The organism is Chryseobacterium sp. S0630 (genome assembly GCF_024158915.1).
GTDB lineage: Bacteria > Bacteroidota > Bacteroidia > Flavobacteriales > Weeksellaceae > Chryseobacterium.
On the sequence record NZ_JAMZGF010000006.1, the window covers coordinates 99,890 to 119,502 of the forward strand.

The window sequence follows — 19,613 nt, forward strand, 5'->3', positions numbered from 1 at the left end:
TTTAATGATTATTTTTTCTTTCCTTTTGCAGGAGCAGCAGCTGCTTGTCCTGGTTTAGGTCTCTTAGCTCCGTACTTAGATCTTCTCTGAGTTCTTCCATTTACACCAGCGGTGTCTAATGCACCTCTTACGATGTGGTAACGTACTCCCGGTAGGTCTTTCACCCTTCCGCCTCTAACCAATACTATCGAGTGCTCCTGAAGATTGTGTCCTTCGCCCGGGATATAGGCGTTAACTTCTTTACCGTTAGAAAGTCTTACCCTTGCTACTTTTCTAAGTGCAGAGTTAGGTTTCTTAGGTGTAGTTGTATATACTCTCGTACATACACCACGTCTTTGTGGACAAGAATCTAGGGCAGCCGATTTGCTCTTCTTGGCAAGCGTGGCTCTTCCTTTTCTTACTAATTGTTGAATAGTAGGCATTTAATTGCTTTTTATTTTAGGGTGCAAAAATAGTAATATTTTTTTAATCTGCAAACTCTTATATAAAAATTAAAATCAAATACTTACATCGGAAATGAAACACATTTCATGAGTATCAATATAGAAGTACAATATACATGCGGAAAACAAGCAGGAAGAAATGGATTTTACAACCTAAAAAATGAGTATTAAATAATTATGAAATTTATCGACTCCGGATTTTCAATATTTTTTTCTTTTAAAATTAATTCCGGATATAGGATCTGATGTATTTAAAAATGTTCTTATCCTTATGAAGAGTTAAAATTTCAAATTTATTCCTACATAAGATAGTTTTGAATCCATTCAATCATGGTATCATGCTGAAGATGTAAGAGAACCAATAAATAAAAAACACCGGAAAAAATAAGATATGAAGATTTCACCGGGTTATTATTGAATGATATCATTCCGGAATCATTTGTTTTTAACATCGATGTAAACACAATAAATAATAATGTGGAGTAAATATAATTCCATCTCATCCAATCAATTCCAAGATAATATAAAGGAGCAACCCAAATAAGGCAGATCATATTACAGAAAAGGTAGCTATAGAATGATTCTTTTTTAAACAGATAAATATAAAGTCCCATTTGAAATACTATAACAAGGAGCTCAATAGCATGAACCAGAAATGATAATTTGTACTGAAGAACATAGTTAAAGTCAAAATAATATTCCAGGTCAAAAATATTCTCTTTCTGAAAAATCACTCCTCTGCTTTTCAGGATCGATAAACTTTCTCCCTGATTCACATTTCCACCTAAAAAATAGATAATACCAATACTGGCAAAAGCTGCTACTGCTATAGACAGCATGTATTTACTATTAATTTTCTGCCATTTGGAATAATTAATCCATAATAAAAAGGGAAGGAAAAAAAATCCAGCCTCGTGTATGAAAAGAAAAATGATATAAAAAATCCATAATAATGTATCATTAAGCTTAGATTTTTTTGAAAAAGAATACCACAGCATTATAAGAATCAAGATGATTTCTCTTCTCCCGGCATTTCTCACAGTCAATGCAGGAAATAAAAGAATATAAGGTGAGGCCATGATGCTCAGATAAAAAAGATCAACCTTATATTTTTTCAGGTATAAAAGCGTCCAGTACAGAATTCCCGACAACCCCACGATCTGAAGAATAAAGATCTGAAATTGTAATTTCAATCCCGTTATATCCTGTATATAAAAAAATACATCTCCCAAAAGACCTCTTCTTTTGAAACCGCCATCTGTATAATTGATCAGCCAATCAGAAATTGTCCAGGCAGAAAATGGTTCTTCAGCTTTCAGATATAATGCGATAAAAACACCAATATAAATCAGTACAATTCCAATACTGAAATATTTTACCAGCGATCTTTCTTTATTTTCAGGGATATTAATAAGGGTGTCAAAAAGCATAATAGTCTATAATTTCTGAGGTCTGTTTTAGATAAGCACAATATTAATACTTCCAAACTATATTTAAAAACTTTCTTATAGTTATGATCTATTAATAATCAGTAGAGTTCGGCACGATATTTCGTAAATTTGAGGTATACAAATGATAAACTATCAATCACATCAAAAAAGCTTCTTCCCATACTTAATGGAAGCAGTGATTGTATCTAACCTTAAAAAAATAAATATATACATATGAAAAATGCTAGTATCATTGGCCTTAAAGAAGCCGATTGCAAAAAGATTTCAGAAAAATTAAACATTTTATTGGCTAACTATTCTGTATTCTATCAGAACACAAGAGGTTCTCACTGGAATATTAAAGGAGAACAGTTTTTCACTCTTCACCCGAAGTTTGAGGAATTGTATAACAGCCTTGTATTAAAGATTGACGAGATTGCAGAAAGAATCCTTACGTTAGGAGCTACGCCTGCGCATAACTATTCAGATTACCTGAAGGTGGCAACCATTAAAGAAAGTAAAGAAGTAACTGATGGTACCAAAAGTGTTGAGCAGATTCTAAGTTCATTCAAAGTGGTGATTGATCTGCAGAGAGAACTTTTAGATATTACTGATGAAGCCGGAGATGAAGGTACCAATTCTCAAATGAGCGATTATATTACCGAGCAGGAGAAAGAAGTTTGGATGTATAACTCTTATCTTGGGAAGTAATTATATTTAAACTCTTTTAAATTTTTCCTTAAATAAGGTATGTCACTTTTTGTAACAGCATAAAAATTGACATACCTTATATGAGGATTTCTAAAATCACTCATTTTCCATTTTCCAACCAAAACCCAATTTTTGGGAATTTGACCTACAAACCATTCTGGATATATTACAGCAATTCGCGCATTTTTACGGTAACTTAATTCTCCCATAAAATACGAAAAATCATTCCCCTCAGGGTTTTTATATTTGTATTTTGCAACATCTGTACTTCCCAATCCATACATATCTAAAACTTCAATATTCGTAAAATAGGTGATTGCCCCAATATCATTGGCTACAATTGTTTCAGAATCATAATACTTTTTTAAAAATTGTGCGAGCTTATATTGGTTGTAGTAAAGATTTTTAGAATCAGTATATAAAACCGGATGATACCAATACATTTTGAATAGTCCAAAAACTACCGAGTAGCCTACAAATAAAAAAGCAAAAAGCTTAGGAATAGAGAAACCTGAAGTTTTAAAATAAAAATCACAAATTTTAACTCCAATAAAAAGATAGGCAATCATCAAATAATTTTCATATCTGAATGTCATTATTCCAAACATGAGCTGCCCGTAAGAAGTAAGCAAAATGATGATTGGCAATGCTTCCATCTCAAGAACTCTTGGAAGTTTTACATTTCTATATCTGGAAAAAGCATACATTAAATAAAATATACTGAAAGGAAACAAATATTTGATATAATCCACATTCAAAAACTTGCTTTTCAACACTATTATACAACTTTCTGCATCTGAAACATGAAAATTACTTTTGACAAGTACTGAATTTGGAAAAAACAAACCTCCCATAAGAAGAGAGTATAATCCATACATAATTATAGGGAAAAAACCGACAAAACCAATCAACAAGCCCTGTCTAAATTTTTTCTGACCTACAAAAACAAAAATAACGGCAGAAATGAAGAACACACTTTCAAATCTTACTGCTCCGAGAAAAAAAACGACTATTAATAAATGGGTGAAAGCCTTCAAATCTCCTGAAGCTAATTTATTATAAAAAATAAAAAACAGAACTATGAGGAATATATGAATAGTATGCTCCATCCCTAATATAGAGGAAAGATAAATCATTGCCAATGGCTGCAACAGAAAAATAAAAAACAGAGCAAACTTCTTTCCATATTGAAGGACAACAAAATTGGCTGCGTAAAAACTTGTTAAAACCCCAAACGTAAGATTAATAAACAAAGGATAATAAGATGAATCCCCAAAAACTTTTATTAAAAGGCTCAAAAAGAAACTATATAATATAGATGAAGATGCCGGATCAAATGAATTGGAGTTGATAGAAAATAAAAACTGATCAGCTATATTTTTTGCTACCTCCAAATGAATATAAACATCATCAACAGGATAAAAATAGCCTACACCTTTTGGCAAAGAAAGAATCTCCGAAACTAAATAAAAAAAATAGCCTAATAGAAAAACAAAAACACTTATAAATCCGTATTTTTTCATTTTACTGTCTAAATAAATATGGAGAACAAAATTAAATTATTAAATTTTATTACAAAAAAAGGACTGCATTACCTTTAACTCAATACCCGACAAAGATTTTCATAACATGACCATGCAGAATACCGTTGTAAAATTACACTTAAGTCAAACTCTCAAATGAGCGACTATATTACCGAACAGGAGAAAGAAGTATGGTGTACAATTCTTATCTTGGAAAGTAACTCCATCATAAGCATGGAAATATTTCCAAAAAATCGCCTTACATTTAGGGAATTATATTTTTTATTTTTATATTTGCGTTAAAATTACACATATTATGAACGACGTGAGATTAAACTCTATCCTTGATAATGATTTCTATAAAATAACCATGCAGAATGCTGTGGTAAAGCTATTTCCGGGTTCTATTGTAAAATATGAATTTATCAACAGGGGAAAGCACCACTTTCCAGAAGGGTTTGATGCTGCTTTAAGAGAAGCTGTGAATAAAATGGCTGAACTTAAGCTTACGAAGGATGAAAAAAAGTTCATGGCAAGAACATGTCCTTATATAGATTTACCCTATCTTGATTTTTTAGAAGGCTACCATTATGACCCATCTGAAGTAAAAATTCATCAGGAAGGAGGTGATCTTTCCGTTATTGTGGAAGGACTTTGGTACAGAACCATACTTTGGGAAGTTCCGTTGCTGGCACTGATCAGTGAGCTGCATTACGAAATGAACCACATGGAAAGAGATTCCAACGAAGTGGTGATGAGCAAAACAATCGAAAAGGCTGACTCATTGGGTAGACTTGGAGTAACGTTTGCAGAATTCGGAACGAGAAGAAGACACTCTTACAAGGTACAGAATCTTGTAATGGAAGCTTTAACTCAGAAAAAAGAATCTACATTTATCGGAAGTTCAAACGTTCATTTTGCAATGAAGTACGGCGTAAAACCAATCGGAACGCATGCTCACGAATGGTTTATGTTCCACGCAGCCGAATATGGATTCAAGATGGCTAATGAAATGGCCCTGGAACACTGGGTAGACGTTTACAGAGGTGATCTTGGAGTGGCCTTGTCTGATACTTATACTACCGATGTTTTCTTCCAACAGTTCGACAAAAAATTTGCGAAGCTTTTCGATGGGGTTCGTCATGACAGTGGTGATGCTTTGGAATTTGCTGACAAGACCATTGCCCACTATCAAAGAAACGGGATTAATCCGATGTTTAAATATATTATTTTTTCTGATGCCTTAAATCTTGAAAAAGTAGAGGAAATCACCAATTACTGCAGAGGAAAAATTGGTATCTCATTCGGAATCGGAACCAATCTTACCAATGATGTAGGATTGAAGCCAATGAACATCGTCATGAAACTCATCGGTGTACAGGCTCCCAATAAGGAATGGATTCCTACGGTAAAACTTTCCGATGAACATGGTAAATATACCGGAGATCCAAAGATGATTGAATTGGCGAAAGAATTTTTAAGAATTAAAGATTAGTAACCTCATCAGAACAATTAGATACAAACCTCGAAGTTATCGAGGTTTTTTGTTTTATATCATCACTTAAAATTCAGTTTTCAAAAATCTATAAGGATTTATTATATTTATCAAAATAAAACAAGATGAAATCAAGAACATTACTACTCGCAGGTCTTCTCATATCAGCTTTTTCCTTTGCTCAGGAAAAGAAAACGGAAAAGCCTAAATATAATCAGGAACTGGCCAATTCTTTAGGAGCTGACAAATATGGAATGAAACCTTATACGATTGTCATGCTGACATCAGGTTCTGCTAAAATTGAAGACAAAGCTAAAATGGGAGAACTCATGAAAGGCCATATGATGAATATCGGGAAACTGGCAGATGAAGGCAAAATTGTTGTTGCCGGACCTTTTCTTGAAAAGAATAAAGAAAACTACCGCGGCATGTTTATTTTCAACACCAAATCTAAGGAAGAAGCTGAACAATGGGTAAAAACCGATCCTGCGGTTCAGGCTGGTGTTTTCAGCTATGAAATTTTCCCTTGGTATGGTTCAGCAGCGCTACCTTTGTATCTAAAGCATCACGATGAAATCTCAAAAGAAAATCCTTAATAAATAAGAAATCCCTCAGTTGAGGGATTTTTTTCTTAATCAAAACAGATATAGGGTTTTCTTGGTGGATAACAGCAATAAGGATTGCTGCAGAATATATATCCTGCCGGGCAGCCTCCATCTACAGGTGTTTCACAAGCTAATGCTGCGCCACCTAAAACAGTTTTCAACTCTTTTCTGTTTAAGCTTTTTAAATTTTTCATGATTAATTTAGTTTAATTTCCTACTCTTTAAGATTTTCGGATTCCTCTTTATTATTTCTCTTTACCTGGAAATAAATATACAATTTATTTTTAAATCCACTACATTTCAAATCATTATCTGCAAACATTTGAGAAATAAAAAAGAGACTGTCTTTTGTGACAGTCTCTTTTTACAGTTATCATTTTAAATTAAAAAATATCGCTACCTATTGTATAGCCATTTGTACCATTTATTTTTTTAACTGCATTATTATTAAATCTATATTTATTATAAATACCAATATTTGGAATATATCTTAAAGTATTGCCTTCTCTCATATAAATCTTATTGGTATAATTGTCCTGTTTAAGATCATTATCAGGCGTTAAATCTGCTCCACGTTCTACTGTTGATAAATTGCTTGGGCTCACCGTAGCAATTTCACCACTGGTAATATTAAATAATCCATAAAGAGTCATAGGGCTTTGGATATATCTCAGTTTGTTTTCAAACATAAAAAAGATCTGGTTGGTTGCAGGATTTCTAACAAAATTACCATTGACAAGGTTTGCCGTATTGGTATAATCTAATCTCACCTGATTATCAATTAAATATTGATCGATATAAGCTTTCAATTGAGCTTTCTTCACTGGATCTTTAATAAGTTCATAAAGAGGAACCAAACCATTGCTTCCAAACTCTACCAATACCGCATTCGTTGGTGTTGAACTGTTCTGCCAGCTGGAAATATTAATTTTAGGATTCGCCTGATCTAGGTCCAACTCTCCTACCAAACTCTTAGACGGATCTCCTCCTCTTGTTTTAAAGGATAGTTTTCTGGAAAAGTTTTTATTGGATTCTGAAGTATCTACATCGTTATCAACATTGGCATCAAAAATACTTTTTACACCCACCTTAACACCCACTCTGGCTGCCTTTTCACGGCTTTGATTCGTTGTTTCAGATTGGAACATTACATCTAGCTTAGCACCGGTATAAATATCTACCGCAACGTGGGTTCCATAATCGTTTACAATCTGTGCAGGGCTGTTGTTCTGTAGATCACTCGTAAACTCCGGAGTCAGATAATCTGATAATAAAACAGGAGTAGCATTAAATCTGAATCTTCTTTGTTTAATTAAAAGATTATAGCTTCCATAAATATATTTAGCATCAAATTTATTGGTTGTAGTATTACTCACCGAAGAACTAAAAGTAACAGAAATGAGCTTTTTAAATAAAGAGAATCCTGCTGTTGCTCCTACCTTCGTAGATACCATTTTTGAGTACGCTTCTGCATTTTCACCGTATTCTTCAAGATATTCCTGAGAAAATACATTATCAGTAATCAATCTTCCGGCCTGTTCGTTTTTGAACTTTTCAAGATCAATTACCTGATATCCTGAGGAGTTTGAATTTGCATATTCTCCAGTTGCGTTATAACCATATCCTAAGATGTCATAAGCGCCATCACCAGCAAATTTAGCCGAATTTCTCCCTGAACTTTTTTTTGAGTTTTCATTTTGGTTAGAATTTTCAAATTCTTCAGTAGAGCAAGATGTTAAAAACAGCAAAACAATACTGGTAAAAAAGAAACTTAGTTTTTTCATATTTTTATTTTAAGTGCACAAACTTAATTCTTTGCATTCAAAACCAGAATGACATAAATCATGAATAAGGGAATTAATAGAACGTTAACAATAGAAAATCGCAATAATTTATCTCTCTTTAAATAGAAATAAATACATATTTAAAAATACAACCAATTTTATTTCAAAAGATTACACACAAAATGAATTAAAAATTTAAAATATATTTCTTTTATCAATGAATTAATTTAATTATTTTAGCTTATAGCAACTCACTCTATTAATGACGAGCGGGTTACAACAAACCAATACCATAATTAAAAATTAAACTCATGAAAAAATTAAACATTACAAAACTTTCGAGAACAGAACTGAAAGATGTATTCGGTGGAACACTCTATCCGGCGGAATGTCCGGGAGGATGCCCTGGAGAAGGCATGATCAGATGTCCTGACGGTACTACCACAATGACTAACTTTATATGCATGGGAGGAACCTGCCAACCGGCAGCCATGTGCAAACCTCTTGTTCTTGAACCTTTTCCCGATCCGATTATCACCACTGATCCGATAACCATCATCCCATAATCAGAATCAGAATAAACAATACATAAAGAGGCTGTCTCCAAAAGTCAAACAATTGGCTTTTGTCATTCTGACGAAGGAAAAATCTTATTGATAAACAACTACATGAGATTCTTCACTGCATTGATGAACTACGTTCGCAGACTTTAGTCTGTGTTCAGAATGACAATTTTAAGACGCCTCTTTTTTAGTATCTTTAAGTAAACAAAAACCATCATGAAAACCATTGAGGAAGTTCTGAAAAAACTGGATGAAATTATTATCTGGTGTAAGGAAAACAAGAGTCCTGCAGGATATTTTGCCTGTACTTACCGGATCATGACCGCACAGGTTCTGAAAGGAATTCAGCAGAAAAAATTTGAAGATAATCCCAGAATGACATTGCTTGATATTGCTTTTGCACAAAGATATCTTCAGGCATGGGAAAGCTATAGCAAAGGAGAAAGATGTACCAATTCCTGGTATACTGCTTTTGAAGCCACTAAAAACAAAAACCTTTTGATATTGCAGCATATATTCCTTGGGATGAATGCTCACATCAATCTGGATCTCGGTGTTTCTGCCGCTTCTATTATGCCTTACCGGAAAATAAATCTGTTGAAAAAAGATTTTGAGAACATTAATAATGTCATTGCTTCCATTAATCAGAACGTTCAGGATTCTCTGAATAAAATCTGCTATCCTGTGGATCTTGTGGACAAACTCTCAAATGGAAAAGATAATGCTGTATTGGATTTTGCCATTTCCAAAGCAAGAGATACTTCATGGGCCACGGCAGTCATAACCTCCAACACCCCGAATTTCCTTAGAGAATCGGTGATTGGTATTGTAGATTACGCAGCCGCTAAAGTTGCTACCCAAATTCTGAACCCGAAAATCCTCACTCCTGCTCTTTTAAAAGAATTAAAAAAATGTGAAAGCAGTGATGTAGTAAAGAATATTGAGATTTTAGAATCTACAAAAAACTCATAATAAAAAGGCCGGGATCTTCCTCACGGATCCCGGCCTCATAATGAACAAAATAAAAGAAACTATATTGCTTCCTTATGCTTTTTACGGTAGGCATAATGGAAAATGATAGGTAATATTGTAAATGAAAGCAGCATACAGACGATCAACCCGCCTACAATCATAATGGCTAAAGGTTTCTGAATTTCAGAGCCCATTCCGTTTGACATGGCTGCCGGAAGAAGTCCCATAGATCCCATCAGGGCAATCATCACCACCGGACGGATTCTGCTTTTCACTCCTTCAGCTATGGATTCTTTGAGGGACATCCTGTTTTGTAGGTTTTCTTTCATGACCCCGATCAGAACGATACCGTCTATGGTTGCCACTCCGAAAAGGATAATGAAACCGATTCCCGCTGAAATTCCGAAGATGGTTCCCGTAAACCAAAGGGATAAGAATCCTCCGATAAACGCAAATGCCAGTGTGATGGAAGAAATCAGCGTGTCTTTTATGTTTCCGAAGTTGAAATACAACAGCATCAGAATAAGAACTAAAGAAATCGGTACAACCATAGCCAGCTGTTTTGCGGCTCTTTCTTTACTTTCAAATTCTCCAGCCCACGTCATTTTATGATTTTTCGGAAGCTTTACTTCCTTATCTACTTTGGCTTTGGCTTCCTGAATGGTACTTCCTAAATCTCGACCTTCAATATTGAATCCAACTCCAATATATCTGCTGTTTCCTTCACGGTAAATAAATGATGGTCCGGTATGATAATCAATGGTTGCAATTTCTTTCAGCGGAACTTTTTTATTGTCCTGAGTAGGGATGAGAATGTTTCCCATCTTTTCAGGCGTATCTCTGTAATCTTTTTCAAACCTAAGCATTACATCAAACATTCTTTCTTCTTCGTAGAACTTGGTAGCTGCCTGTCCTCCGATCGTCATTTCGATGACGGCCTGTGCATCTGCTGTAGAAACACCATATTTTGCCATTTTAGAATCGTGAAGCTGTATTCTCAACTCCGGAAGTCCGATATTTTTGAAAACATTTACATCGGATATTCCCGGAACTGTTCTGATAGAATTGGCTACTTTATTGGCATAATTTTCAAGTTCGAAAAGATCATTTCCAAAAATTTTAATCACCAGCGGAGCTTTTACTCCTGCCACATATTCTTCCACATTATCCTGTATCGGCTGGCTGAATCCAAAATTGATACCCGGAAATTTTTCAAGGGAAACTCTCATTTCTTCAAGGAGTTCTTCTTTGGATATTTTTTTCTTCCATTCATTTTCCGGCTTCAGCTGAATATTAAATTCGATATTAAAAAATCCGGTGGGATCTGTTCCGTCATTCGGACGACCTGTCTGGGTCATAACAAATTTTACTTCATCATACTTCATGAGAATCTCCTTCATCTCTTTGGTCAATCGTACAGATTCATCCAGATTGACACTGTTGGGAAGGGTTGCCCTTACGTAGATGGCTCCTTCGTTCAGTTTGGGTAAAAATTCGGATCCGTAATTAGAGAATCTCCATCCGCAAACAGCAAGCAAAGCAACGAAACCAATGATAAATCCTTTTTTGTGACGGTCACTGAATTCGTAAATTCTATAGATATTAACTCTGAAGAATCTTGAAATAAAGTTTTCTTTCTCTTCAATATTTTTGGTCAATAACAGTTTACACATTGCCGGAACATAAGTCAAACTTAAGATCAGTGATCCCAATAATGCATACCCTAGTGTAAATGCTAATGGTGAGAACATTTTTCCTTCAACTTTCTGGAAAGAGAAAATCGGCATCAACGCAACGATCAGAATCAACAGGGCAAAGAAAATATAACTTGCCACACTTCCTGCGCTTTTCTTGATGATTCCCAGTTTTGAAATTTTATTGAATCTACGCAGCCCAATCTTTTTCGCTTTAAGCTCGAGAGCGACAAAGACGTGTTCCACAATAACCAGTGTTCCTTCAAGAAGCAATCCAAAATCCAGTGCTCCCATAGAAATCAGGTTGGCCGGCAGACCCTGAATTTTCAACATAATAATAGCAAACAGGAAAGCCAGAGGAATCACTGATGCTACAATAAAAGTGGTTCTCCAGTTGTAAAGGAAAATAAATACAATGATGGAAACCAGAATAACTCCTTCAATAAGGTTTTTGGAAACGGTATGAACCGTTGTGTTCACAAGTTCTGTACGGTCAATGATGGGAACAATCTGAACATCACCGGGAAGTTCTCCCCCATTCAGTTCTTCTATTCTGTCTTTCAGTCTGGCAATCACTTCACTTGGATTTTCACCCCGAAGCATGATCACAATTCCTTCTACAACATCATTTTCTTTGTTGTATCCTACCTGTCCCAATCTCGGTTTTGCAGATACTTTTACTTCTGCTACGTGTTTCACCAGAATAGGCGTAGAACCTTTTACCTCGATCTGAATGTTTTCAATATCTTCTTTTTTCTCCAAAAGACCAATCCCCCTCACTACATAAGCCTGATCACCTTTTGCCACCACATCTCCTCCTACATTGATATTACTCTTCGAAACCGCTTCATACACATCAAGGGGGGAAAGGTCGTAATTGTGTAATTCCGTAGGATTAATTTTTATTTCATAGGTTTTCTCTTCTCCACCAAAGCTTACCACATCTGCCACACCGGGAACGGCAAGCAATTCTCTTTCCACCACCCAATCCTGAATAGCGGTTACTTCTTTGATGGGAAGTTTACTCTTGATAATATATCTGTAAATTTCACCTGTAGCTCCCGAAGGAGGCTCAATACTATATTCTGCTCCGGCAGGCAGCTCTACATTTCCGAGTTTATTGGAAGCATACTGCTGTGCATAAAAATCATTCACATGATCATCAAAAATAACTGTCACCACAGACAATCCGAATAAGGAAATGGAACGCACCGAAGTTTTATTCGGGATGGCATTCATTTCTTTGGAAATAGGTAAAGTGACAAATTTTTCAATTTCCTCAGCACTTCTCCCCGGCCACTGGGTAATCACTCTCACCCTTGTATTGGTAACATCCGGAAATGCTTCAATAGGAGTATGCATATAGGAATAGATTCCTCCGGCCAGCAAAAGAAAAGTTCCCAAAAGAACAATCAATGAATTTTTTAATGAGAAGGAAACTATATTCTGTACAAACTTTCGCATTACTTCGTGGAGTTATTTAATTGGTTTTTCAGGTTTTCATAGATCAGCAGTCCGTTGGAAGCAATGACATTTTCACCTGGTTTTAAATTACCTTCTACATAAATATACTGGCTGTTGGAAGCAATTTCCGTTACAGGTCTGATCTCAAGTTCACAATCTTTTTTATACACAACCACATAGCTCTGGTTGTTATCAAAGATTAAAGCCTTTGCAGGAATCGCCAATGCGGATTTATTTTGTGAATTGATCGGTAATACAACATCTGCAGACATTCCCGGTCTCAGCTTCATCCCGTTATTATCCATAATGATTTTGGCTTTAAGCACTCTTTCATTTTCATTAAAAACCTGAGAAATATTGTTGATTTTCCCTGAAAAACTATCATCCGGATAAGCAAGCGTTTTGACCACTACGGGTTGGTCTACATACACATGTCTCATGTTGGTAGCATATACATTGGCCATTACCCATACTTTATCCAGATTGGAAATAGTAAACAGTTGATCTCCTCCTGCAGTAACAGGCATTCCTTTAGAAATATTTTTTGAAATAACATATCCGTCTGCCGGAGCTTTTATCTGAATGGTATTTCCTCCCGCTGAATACAGCTGCATATTTTTCTGCGTCTTGGAAATATTGGATTGCAGTATGGCTACTTCAGAACGCGCTTCCTGCAAATCTTTCTGAGAGGCAATATCATCTTTATACATGGCTTCTACGGAAGACAGTTTTCTTTTCGCAACAGCCAGCTGAGCCTGCAAAGTTTGAGTATCATCCTGCATTTCATTCACAGCTGTACTCTTTACGCTTGCCAACGTTTGCCCTTTTTTTACATAATCACCAAGTGAGAAATAAGTATCCATCACCACTCCGTCTACAAGACTTACAAAGGGAACCGTTTTATCAGAATTGCTTTCCACTTCTCCGGTAAGGGTGATACTTTCTTCTATGGGAAGCAGTTCTGCTTTGGCCAGTTTAATATCTTTTTTAAGCTCTTTGCTGATGCAATAACTTTTTTCAGCTTCTTTATTTTCCTGTTTTCCGGCACAGCCTGTAAAAATAATGAGGGCAGACAGATAAGCTGCAGCAGTGTATTTAGTAATATTTTTGTTCATATCTTATAAATCTTGTCCTACAACATACTGCAGGTTTTCGTAGTATTGATTCAATTCTTTTTTAGTATCCAGGATGATCATTTTATTTCCAATGTAGGTATCCAGAAAATCCATGTACTCCAGCATGCTGATATTTCTTAGTCTGAAATTTTTCTCATGGCTTACCAGCAAACCATCCAGTGTAGACTCGTAATTGTCATCGATCTCTTCTGAAACCTGCTGTGTTCTGATATAATTTCTAAAGACAGAAACAATTTCGTTCTCAGATTTCAACATGTTTTTGCGGGTTTCCAGTTTGCTTTTCTCAATCTCAAGCCTTGCTTCCTGGATATTCCCTTTATTACGGTCGAAAATGGGAAGATCCATAGAAACACCTAATCCTATAAAGTCTTTCATGATATTTCCTCCACGGTCATATCCTATAGAAACCGCCACATCAGGAGTTTTCATGGCATTTTGAATTTCCAGATTTTTGGCAGCATGTTTCTCTTTATTTTTCGAGATCATGATATCGGGTCGGTTTTCTTTTGCCTTGTCTATCCATTGATTCACTTCCAACTCAGAAAGTTGTTTTTCAGGCATGACAAATGAATCTGTTATCACCAGATAAGATTGAGAAGGCAGCATCAATAAGGCTTTAAGCTCTACCTGCTGATCTTCGATTTCCTGTTTTAATGAAATCAGCTTCTTCTTGAATTCAATTTCCTGTGCTTTTAAGCGGACGTACTCAGCTTTACTGATATTACCAAGGTTTAATTGATTATTGTAGGATTTTGTTAATTTCTCAATGGAAGTGATCTGCCCCTGATAGATTTTCTGCTGTTCCTGATTGTAAAGAACTTCGGTAATGGTATTTCTGAGGGTCTTCTTAAGTTCACGTAAAACTTCCTGTAGTTCATACTTCTCTCCTTCCACTTCTATTTTCTGGAGTTCAATATTTTTTCGCCTTTTACCTGCAGTCTGAATCACCTGTTCTATCTCCGCAGAAATCTGGGTGTTTTTTCCCCAGTTTCCGATCAATGCCGGCTGTTCTTCTATGTCATAAGTTCTCCATAAATTAACTTCGCTGATACTTAATGTAGGATTAGGCCAGTATTTAGCCTGAACAGCTCTTGCCTCGGCTTGTGAAATTTCAAGCTTCTGTGCAATGAGGTCGAGGTTTTTAGCCAAAAAGATAGTTTCAGCTTCCTTTCTTCCAATTTTCAGGGTATCTGAAATCTGTGCTGAAAAGAAACTGAAACAATGAATATAAAATAGTGTAAAAAATAGCTTCTTCAAGGTCTCTTATTTTAAGACCACAAAGCTATTTGCCTCATATTAGAGGGAATTGTAAAGGAAATTAAAATTCGGTTAGTTCAACATTAGAGTTTGATTAGAACTTTTTTCATTCCTTGAAATTATGTTTGAATTGGTATGTTTTGGCTAAAGCCGAAGGATTTTGATTATTTTTTGTAAGCGGGTTAAAACCCGCTTCTATTGAATATTTTTTACTCTCTCGCAGATTTTGCAGATGACGCAGATTTCGTTATTATGAATATATTTTTAATAAGATTTTAAATTAATCTAAGATCATGAATCTGCTCAATCAGCAAAATCTGCAAGAGAAAAAATCAGGAATGCGCTGGGAATTCCAAAAGAACATTGGTTCCCACATTGACCGCAGAATCAATTTTCATCACAATATGATGATGATCAAAAATGCTTTTTGAAAGTGATAAACCAATTCCACTGCCTTTTACAGTATCTACATTTTTTCCTCTGTAAAAAGTTTCAGATATTTTCACAAGGTCATCAGCCGGAATTCCTCTTCCTTCATCTTTGACTTCGATATACAACTGATTGGCCTTTTCTGATAATGTAATCACAACAGGTTTATCAAAGGAATATTTAATCGCATTTTCTACAATATTATACAGCGCAAGATACAGCAGCGTTTCGTTTCCTGGAAATTCCAGTAAAGCAGGTTTCGTTACCTGAAGCTGTATTTTAATGGATGAATGGTTTTCTTTTGCTTTAGGTTCTAATTTTTCATAAATCTTCCAGATCAGCTCATCTACTCTCATCGGTTTGTGAGAAGACTCAAGCTTTGTCATTCCGGACATCAGCAAAAGATTGTTGAGAATATTTTCAATCTCATATACATTTTCCAATGACTCTTTGGCCACTTCCTTATATTCTTCCGGTGTACGGTCTTTTTGGGCAAAGACTTCCAGGTTTCCTGAAATAGCGGCTAAAGGTGTTTTAAATTCATGAGAAACATAATTGATAAAGTTCTGCTGCAAGAGTACATTTTCTGAAATTCTGCCCAGCAGTTTATTATAGGATTTTATCAGATCTTCAATCTCGTCATTGGTATTGGTAGAAGTAATGATTGCCGTAGAAATGTTATTATATTCCACTTTATTGATCCGTTCTACTACATTGGAAATAGGTTTATAAACCACTTTAGAAAGGTATCTGCTCAGAAAATAAATTGCCAGCAGCCCAATCAGCAATACGGAAAGCATGATAATAGCCAATCTCAGGATCTGCGACTGGAAAGAGTCGTTGGAAGATTTCACAAAAACAACAAAGTCTCCCTGATTGTCCGGATAAAAAATCCCATAATAGAATTGATTATCAGACATAAACTGTATTCCTTTGTTATTTCGGACAGCCTGTAAATGAGAAGGTTTTATATTCTTATCATTCAGATTGTGTCCAAAAGTAACTTCATTATTCTGATTGTAAACCGCTACCCTGTTATTCTGAATCAGGTGATTGTATTCTTTTTTGATCTGAGCATGACGGTCTTTCGGGAGTTCATCTTTTTCTAGATAATAAATAGCAGAAATAAGAGCCGTATTTCTAAGCTTTTCAAAATAAAAAATTTTGGTACTGTCATAATACGCAAAGAATATCACCGCTGATATGATGATAGAAACGATGCCGAATGACAGGCTTGAAATAAGGGTAAATCTGTTTCTGAGCGTCATTTTCAGTCTTTGATCAAATATCCGGTTCCTTTTACTGTATGAATAATTTTCTGTTCAGTTTCATCAATCTTGTTGCGGACATAGGAAATATAAACATCCACTACATTGGTTGTATTATCAAAATCAATTCCCCATACCTTATGCAAAATCTGGGTTCTGCTCAATACTTTATTTTTATTCTCCATCAGGAAAGTAAACAATTTGTATTCCGTAGGGGAAAATTCTATTTCCTTATCATTCTGAGTTACTTTATGAAGATCGGTATCAATCACGATATTTCCACATGATAAATATTGATCCTCCTTTTGGTAGCTCATTTTATTTCTTCTGGTTAAAGCTTTAATCCTTGAAATCAGTTCTTCAAAGTGAAAAGGTTTTGATAAATAATCATCAGCACCCATATCAAGCATTTTGATTTTATCATCAGGACTGTTCAGGGCACTTAAAACCAAAATCGGGGTATAATTTCCTTTAAATCTGATAATCTGGGTAAGCTGCATCCCATCCAGTCCGGGAAGCATGATATCCATTAAAATAATATCAAAATCATAGGTATGAAGAAGCTCACGTGCCTTTTCACCGGAATCTGCAAGGGTCGTATTATAGCCGGCCTCAGAAAGGCCTTTAATCAGAAAATTGCTGATTCTTTGATCATCTTCTACCAACAAAATATTCATAAGTCTCTGAAATTTCCCATAAATATAAGTATTCTTGTTCAGAAAGGAAGCCGGAGGCTGGAAGATAGAAGTAATAGAATTTTATAAAACAATTGTTTCCCAATTTATTCAACTTTAAAAAACATTGAAATTAATTAACCTGAGTTCGGGTTAAGTAAAGTAATATTGAAGGCGGGAAGCGAGAAGCGGGAAGCTGGAAGAAATAGGATGTACATAATTATTTTTAGTTATAAAATTACAGTCGCTTCACAAGTAAATACAGAAGTTGTTTCAACTTATCAAAAAAAATTGGATATCTATAAAAACCATTAAGAAGGATTTAAGAAATAAAGTATAGTTAAGATGAATCATTCTGATTTTAAGCTTAAAGCGAAGCTCATCTTAATACTCTCAACACCTTAATACATCTTAATGTTTCAATAAACAAAAGTTTAAACAAATTGAAATTGACTCTTAAAAAAGAGAAACAGCCATTGTTGATGCTCTTCACACCTTCCTTCTTCCAGCTCCCAGCCCCCAGCTTCAAAACCATCTCAATCAGAAATTCTTATCCCGAACTCAGATTAATTAAAAAACAGTCAGTTCTTTTTTGCACAGAAGTAACTTCCAGCATCCCTCTTCCTTCTTCCAGCCTTTTTTCATAATTTTGAAACATGGAGATGATATATTTAATTATTGGACTGATTGCCGGTGGTGTACTGGGCGCTGTGATATTATATTTTGCCTTGAAATCATCAATGGTTTCAAGAAGTTCTTATGATACACTGAACACCTTATCCATAAAAAACCAGTCTGATCTTGAAAATTCAAACCTAAAAATTCAGGAACTTCATCAGAATATCAATAAAGAAAAAGAAGCCAATATGCTGCAGCAGGATCTGCTGGATGACCTGAAAAATGAATTTTCTAAAATATCTGCCGAATATTCATCTTTAAATCTTCAGTTTCAGGAATTGAAACAAACCCATCAGAGACAGACTTCTCAGATAGACACTCACATTCTTGAAAAGCAGACTCTTTTTGCAAAAAACTCTGAACTTTCTGCCAAAAATGAGGGTCTTCAACAATCTCTTGACACCCAGAAAGAAGAAATCGTCAAGATTCAGGAAGATTCTAAACTTCAGTTTGAAAACCTTGCCAATAAAATTTTAGAAGAAAAAACTGAAAAGTTTACTGCCTTAAATCAAAATAACTTAAAAAATATCCTTGAACCTTTTCAGGAGAAAATCGCGGATTTAAAAAATAAAGTCAACGAAGCCTACGAAAAGGAAAATAAAGAACGTTTCTCTCTAGCTGAAAAAGTAAAAGAACTGGCGGAACTGAACCAGCAGATTTCCGAAGATGCCAAAAAACTGACCCGTGCCTTGAAAGGAGAAAGCAAAACCCAGGGAAACTGGGGCGAGATGATTCTGGAAAGTATTCTTGAAAAATCAGGATTGGTAAAAGGAAGAGAATATTTCCTCGAGCATGAATTGCGTGATGAAGACAATAAAGCTTTATTCTCAGAATTCTCCGGAAAGAAAATGCGTCCTGATGCCGTTGTAAAATACCCTGACGAAAGGAATGTTATTATTGATTCAAAAGTATCTCTGACTGCTTTTACAGAATTGGTAGACGAAACCGATGCAGATGTCTACGCTATAAAACTAAGCCAGCATCTTGGATCTATCAAAAACCATATTAATCAACTCAGTCAAAAAGCATATGATGATTATGGAAAATCATTGGATTTCGTGATGATGTTTATTCCCAGCGAACCGGCTTATATTGCAGCAATGCAGGCAGACCAAAACCTTTGGAACTATGCCTATGAAAGAAGAATTCTTTTGCTTAACCCAAGTAATCTGATTACTTCTCTTAAGCTGATTGCCGATCTTTGGAAACGCGAATATCAAAACCGAAATTCTATTGAAATTGCTGATCGTGGAGCCAGACTCTATGACAAATTCGTAGGTTTTGTAGAAAACCTGGAAAAAGTAGGCAGAAATCTGGATCAGGCGAAAAACGTATTCAATGATGCCTACAAACAGCTTCACACCGGAAATGACAACCTGGTGATCCAGACTCAGAAATTGAAGTCATTAGGAATAAAAAATAAAAAAGACCTGCCTCAAAGTCTTATCGACAACGGCAATCTTATTGAACCATCAGAAAGCTAAATC

General features: G+C 35.3%; 16 protein-coding genes. 6 read left to right on the forward strand and 10 right to left on the reverse strand.

The window, feature by feature from the left end:
• Positions 1-8: 8 nt before the first annotated feature.
• Together rpsL and NK356_RS04530 are read right to left on the reverse strand one after the other, a co-directional pair.
• Positions 9-422, reverse strand: a complete 414-nt coding sequence (gene rpsL / locus NK356_RS04525) for a 30S ribosomal protein S12 (RefSeq protein ID WP_002983146.1) — start codon at positions 420-422, stop codon at positions 9-11.
• 320 nt (positions 423-742) lie between these two features.
• Positions 743-1,873: a hypothetical protein gene (locus NK356_RS04530; RefSeq protein ID WP_253316331.1), complete on the reverse strand. Its 1,131-nt coding sequence runs from the start codon at positions 1,871-1,873 to the stop codon at positions 743-745.
• Positions 1,874-2,107: 234 nt separating this feature from the next.
• On the opposite strand from NK356_RS04530, the gene NK356_RS04535 reads away from it, so the two are divergent.
• Positions 2,108-2,584, forward strand: a complete 477-nt coding sequence (locus tag NK356_RS04535; RefSeq protein ID WP_034694650.1) for a Dps family protein — start codon at positions 2,108-2,110, stop codon at positions 2,582-2,584.
• Here NK356_RS04535 and NK356_RS04540 read toward each other — a convergent pair.
• A complete protein-coding gene (locus NK356_RS04540) occupies positions 2,569-3,720 on the reverse strand; it encodes a hypothetical protein (protein WP_253316332.1) in 1,152 nt (383 codons plus the stop codon). The two genes, NK356_RS04535 and NK356_RS04540, sit on opposite strands and share 16 nt — an antisense overlap.
• A gap of 703 nt (positions 3,721-4,423) precedes the next feature.
• Between NK356_RS04540 and pncB the strand changes: the two genes are divergently transcribed.
• Both pncB and NK356_RS04550 read left to right on the forward strand, forming a co-directional pair.
• Entirely contained in the window at positions 4,424-5,602 is a 1,179-nt protein-coding gene (pncB, locus tag NK356_RS04545) for a nicotinate phosphoribosyltransferase (RefSeq protein ID WP_034694646.1), read from the forward strand.
• 125 nt (positions 5,603-5,727) lie between these two features.
• Positions 5,728-6,198 carry a YciI family protein gene (locus NK356_RS04550; RefSeq protein WP_034694645.1) on the forward strand — a complete coding sequence of 157 codons (471 nt, stop codon included), beginning with the start codon at positions 5,728-5,730 and terminating at the stop codon, positions 6,196-6,198.
• A 35-nt stretch (positions 6,199-6,233) separates the two neighbouring features.
• Here the strand turns inward: NK356_RS04550 and NK356_RS04555 are convergent, their stop codons facing one another.
• Positions 6,234-6,401, reverse strand: a complete 168-nt coding sequence (locus NK356_RS04555; RefSeq protein ID WP_156106412.1) for a hypothetical protein — start codon at positions 6,399-6,401, stop codon at positions 6,234-6,236.
• Between the two features lie 189 nt (positions 6,402-6,590).
• The gene (locus NK356_RS04560; RefSeq protein WP_253316333.1) at positions 6,591-7,991 is read right to left on the reverse strand and encodes an MAC/perforin domain-containing protein; all 1,401 of its coding nucleotides are present in this window, start codon (positions 7,989-7,991) and stop codon (positions 6,591-6,593) included.
• 311 nt (positions 7,992-8,302) lie between these two features.
• Here NK356_RS04560 and NK356_RS04565 point away from each other — a divergent pair, with 311 nt between their 5' ends.
• On the forward strand, positions 8,303-8,557 hold the full coding sequence (locus NK356_RS04565) for a hypothetical protein (RefSeq protein WP_253316334.1): 255 nt from the start codon (positions 8,303-8,305) through the stop codon (positions 8,555-8,557).
• A 213-nt stretch (positions 8,558-8,770) separates the two neighbouring features.
• On the forward strand, positions 8,771-9,526 hold the full coding sequence (locus NK356_RS04570; protein WP_253316335.1) for a DUF5995 family protein: 756 nt from the start codon (positions 8,771-8,773) through the stop codon (positions 9,524-9,526).
• A gap of 59 nt (positions 9,527-9,585) precedes the next feature.
• Here NK356_RS04570 and NK356_RS04575 read toward each other — a convergent pair whose 3' ends face one another.
• The 5 genes from NK356_RS04575 to NK356_RS04595 all read right to left on the reverse strand — a co-directional run bounded on the left by NK356_RS04575 (position 9,586) and on the right by NK356_RS04595 (position 17,451).
• A complete protein-coding gene (locus NK356_RS04575) occupies positions 9,586-12,684 on the reverse strand; it encodes an efflux RND transporter permease subunit (protein ID WP_253316336.1) in 3,099 nt (1,032 codons plus the stop codon).
• Positions 12,684-13,799, reverse strand: a complete 1,116-nt coding sequence (locus tag NK356_RS04580) for an efflux RND transporter periplasmic adaptor subunit (RefSeq protein WP_253316337.1) — start codon at positions 13,797-13,799, stop codon at positions 12,684-12,686. The genes NK356_RS04575 and NK356_RS04580 overlap by 1 nt, the downstream gene beginning before the upstream one ends.
• A 3-nt stretch (positions 13,800-13,802) precedes the next feature.
• On the reverse strand, positions 13,803-15,077 hold the full coding sequence (locus NK356_RS04585; protein ID WP_253316338.1) for a TolC family protein: 1,275 nt from the start codon (positions 15,075-15,077) through the stop codon (positions 13,803-13,805).
• Positions 15,078-15,409: 332 nt separating this feature from the next.
• Positions 15,410-16,774: a HAMP domain-containing sensor histidine kinase gene (locus tag NK356_RS04590; protein WP_253316339.1), complete on the reverse strand. Its 1,365-nt coding sequence runs from the start codon at positions 16,772-16,774 to the stop codon at positions 15,410-15,412.
• A 2-nt stretch (positions 16,775-16,776) separates the two neighbouring features.
• Positions 16,777-17,451, reverse strand: coding sequence for a response regulator transcription factor (locus NK356_RS04595; RefSeq protein WP_062673551.1), 675 nt, complete (start codon positions 17,449-17,451; stop codon positions 16,777-16,779).
• A gap of 653 nt (positions 17,452-18,104) precedes the next feature.
• On the opposite strand from NK356_RS04595, the gene rmuC reads away from it, so the two are divergent.
• A complete protein-coding gene (rmuC, locus tag NK356_RS04600; protein ID WP_253316340.1) occupies positions 18,105-19,610 on the forward strand; it encodes a DNA recombination protein RmuC in 1,506 nt (501 codons plus the stop codon).
• Positions 19,611-19,613: the final 3 nt, after the last annotated feature.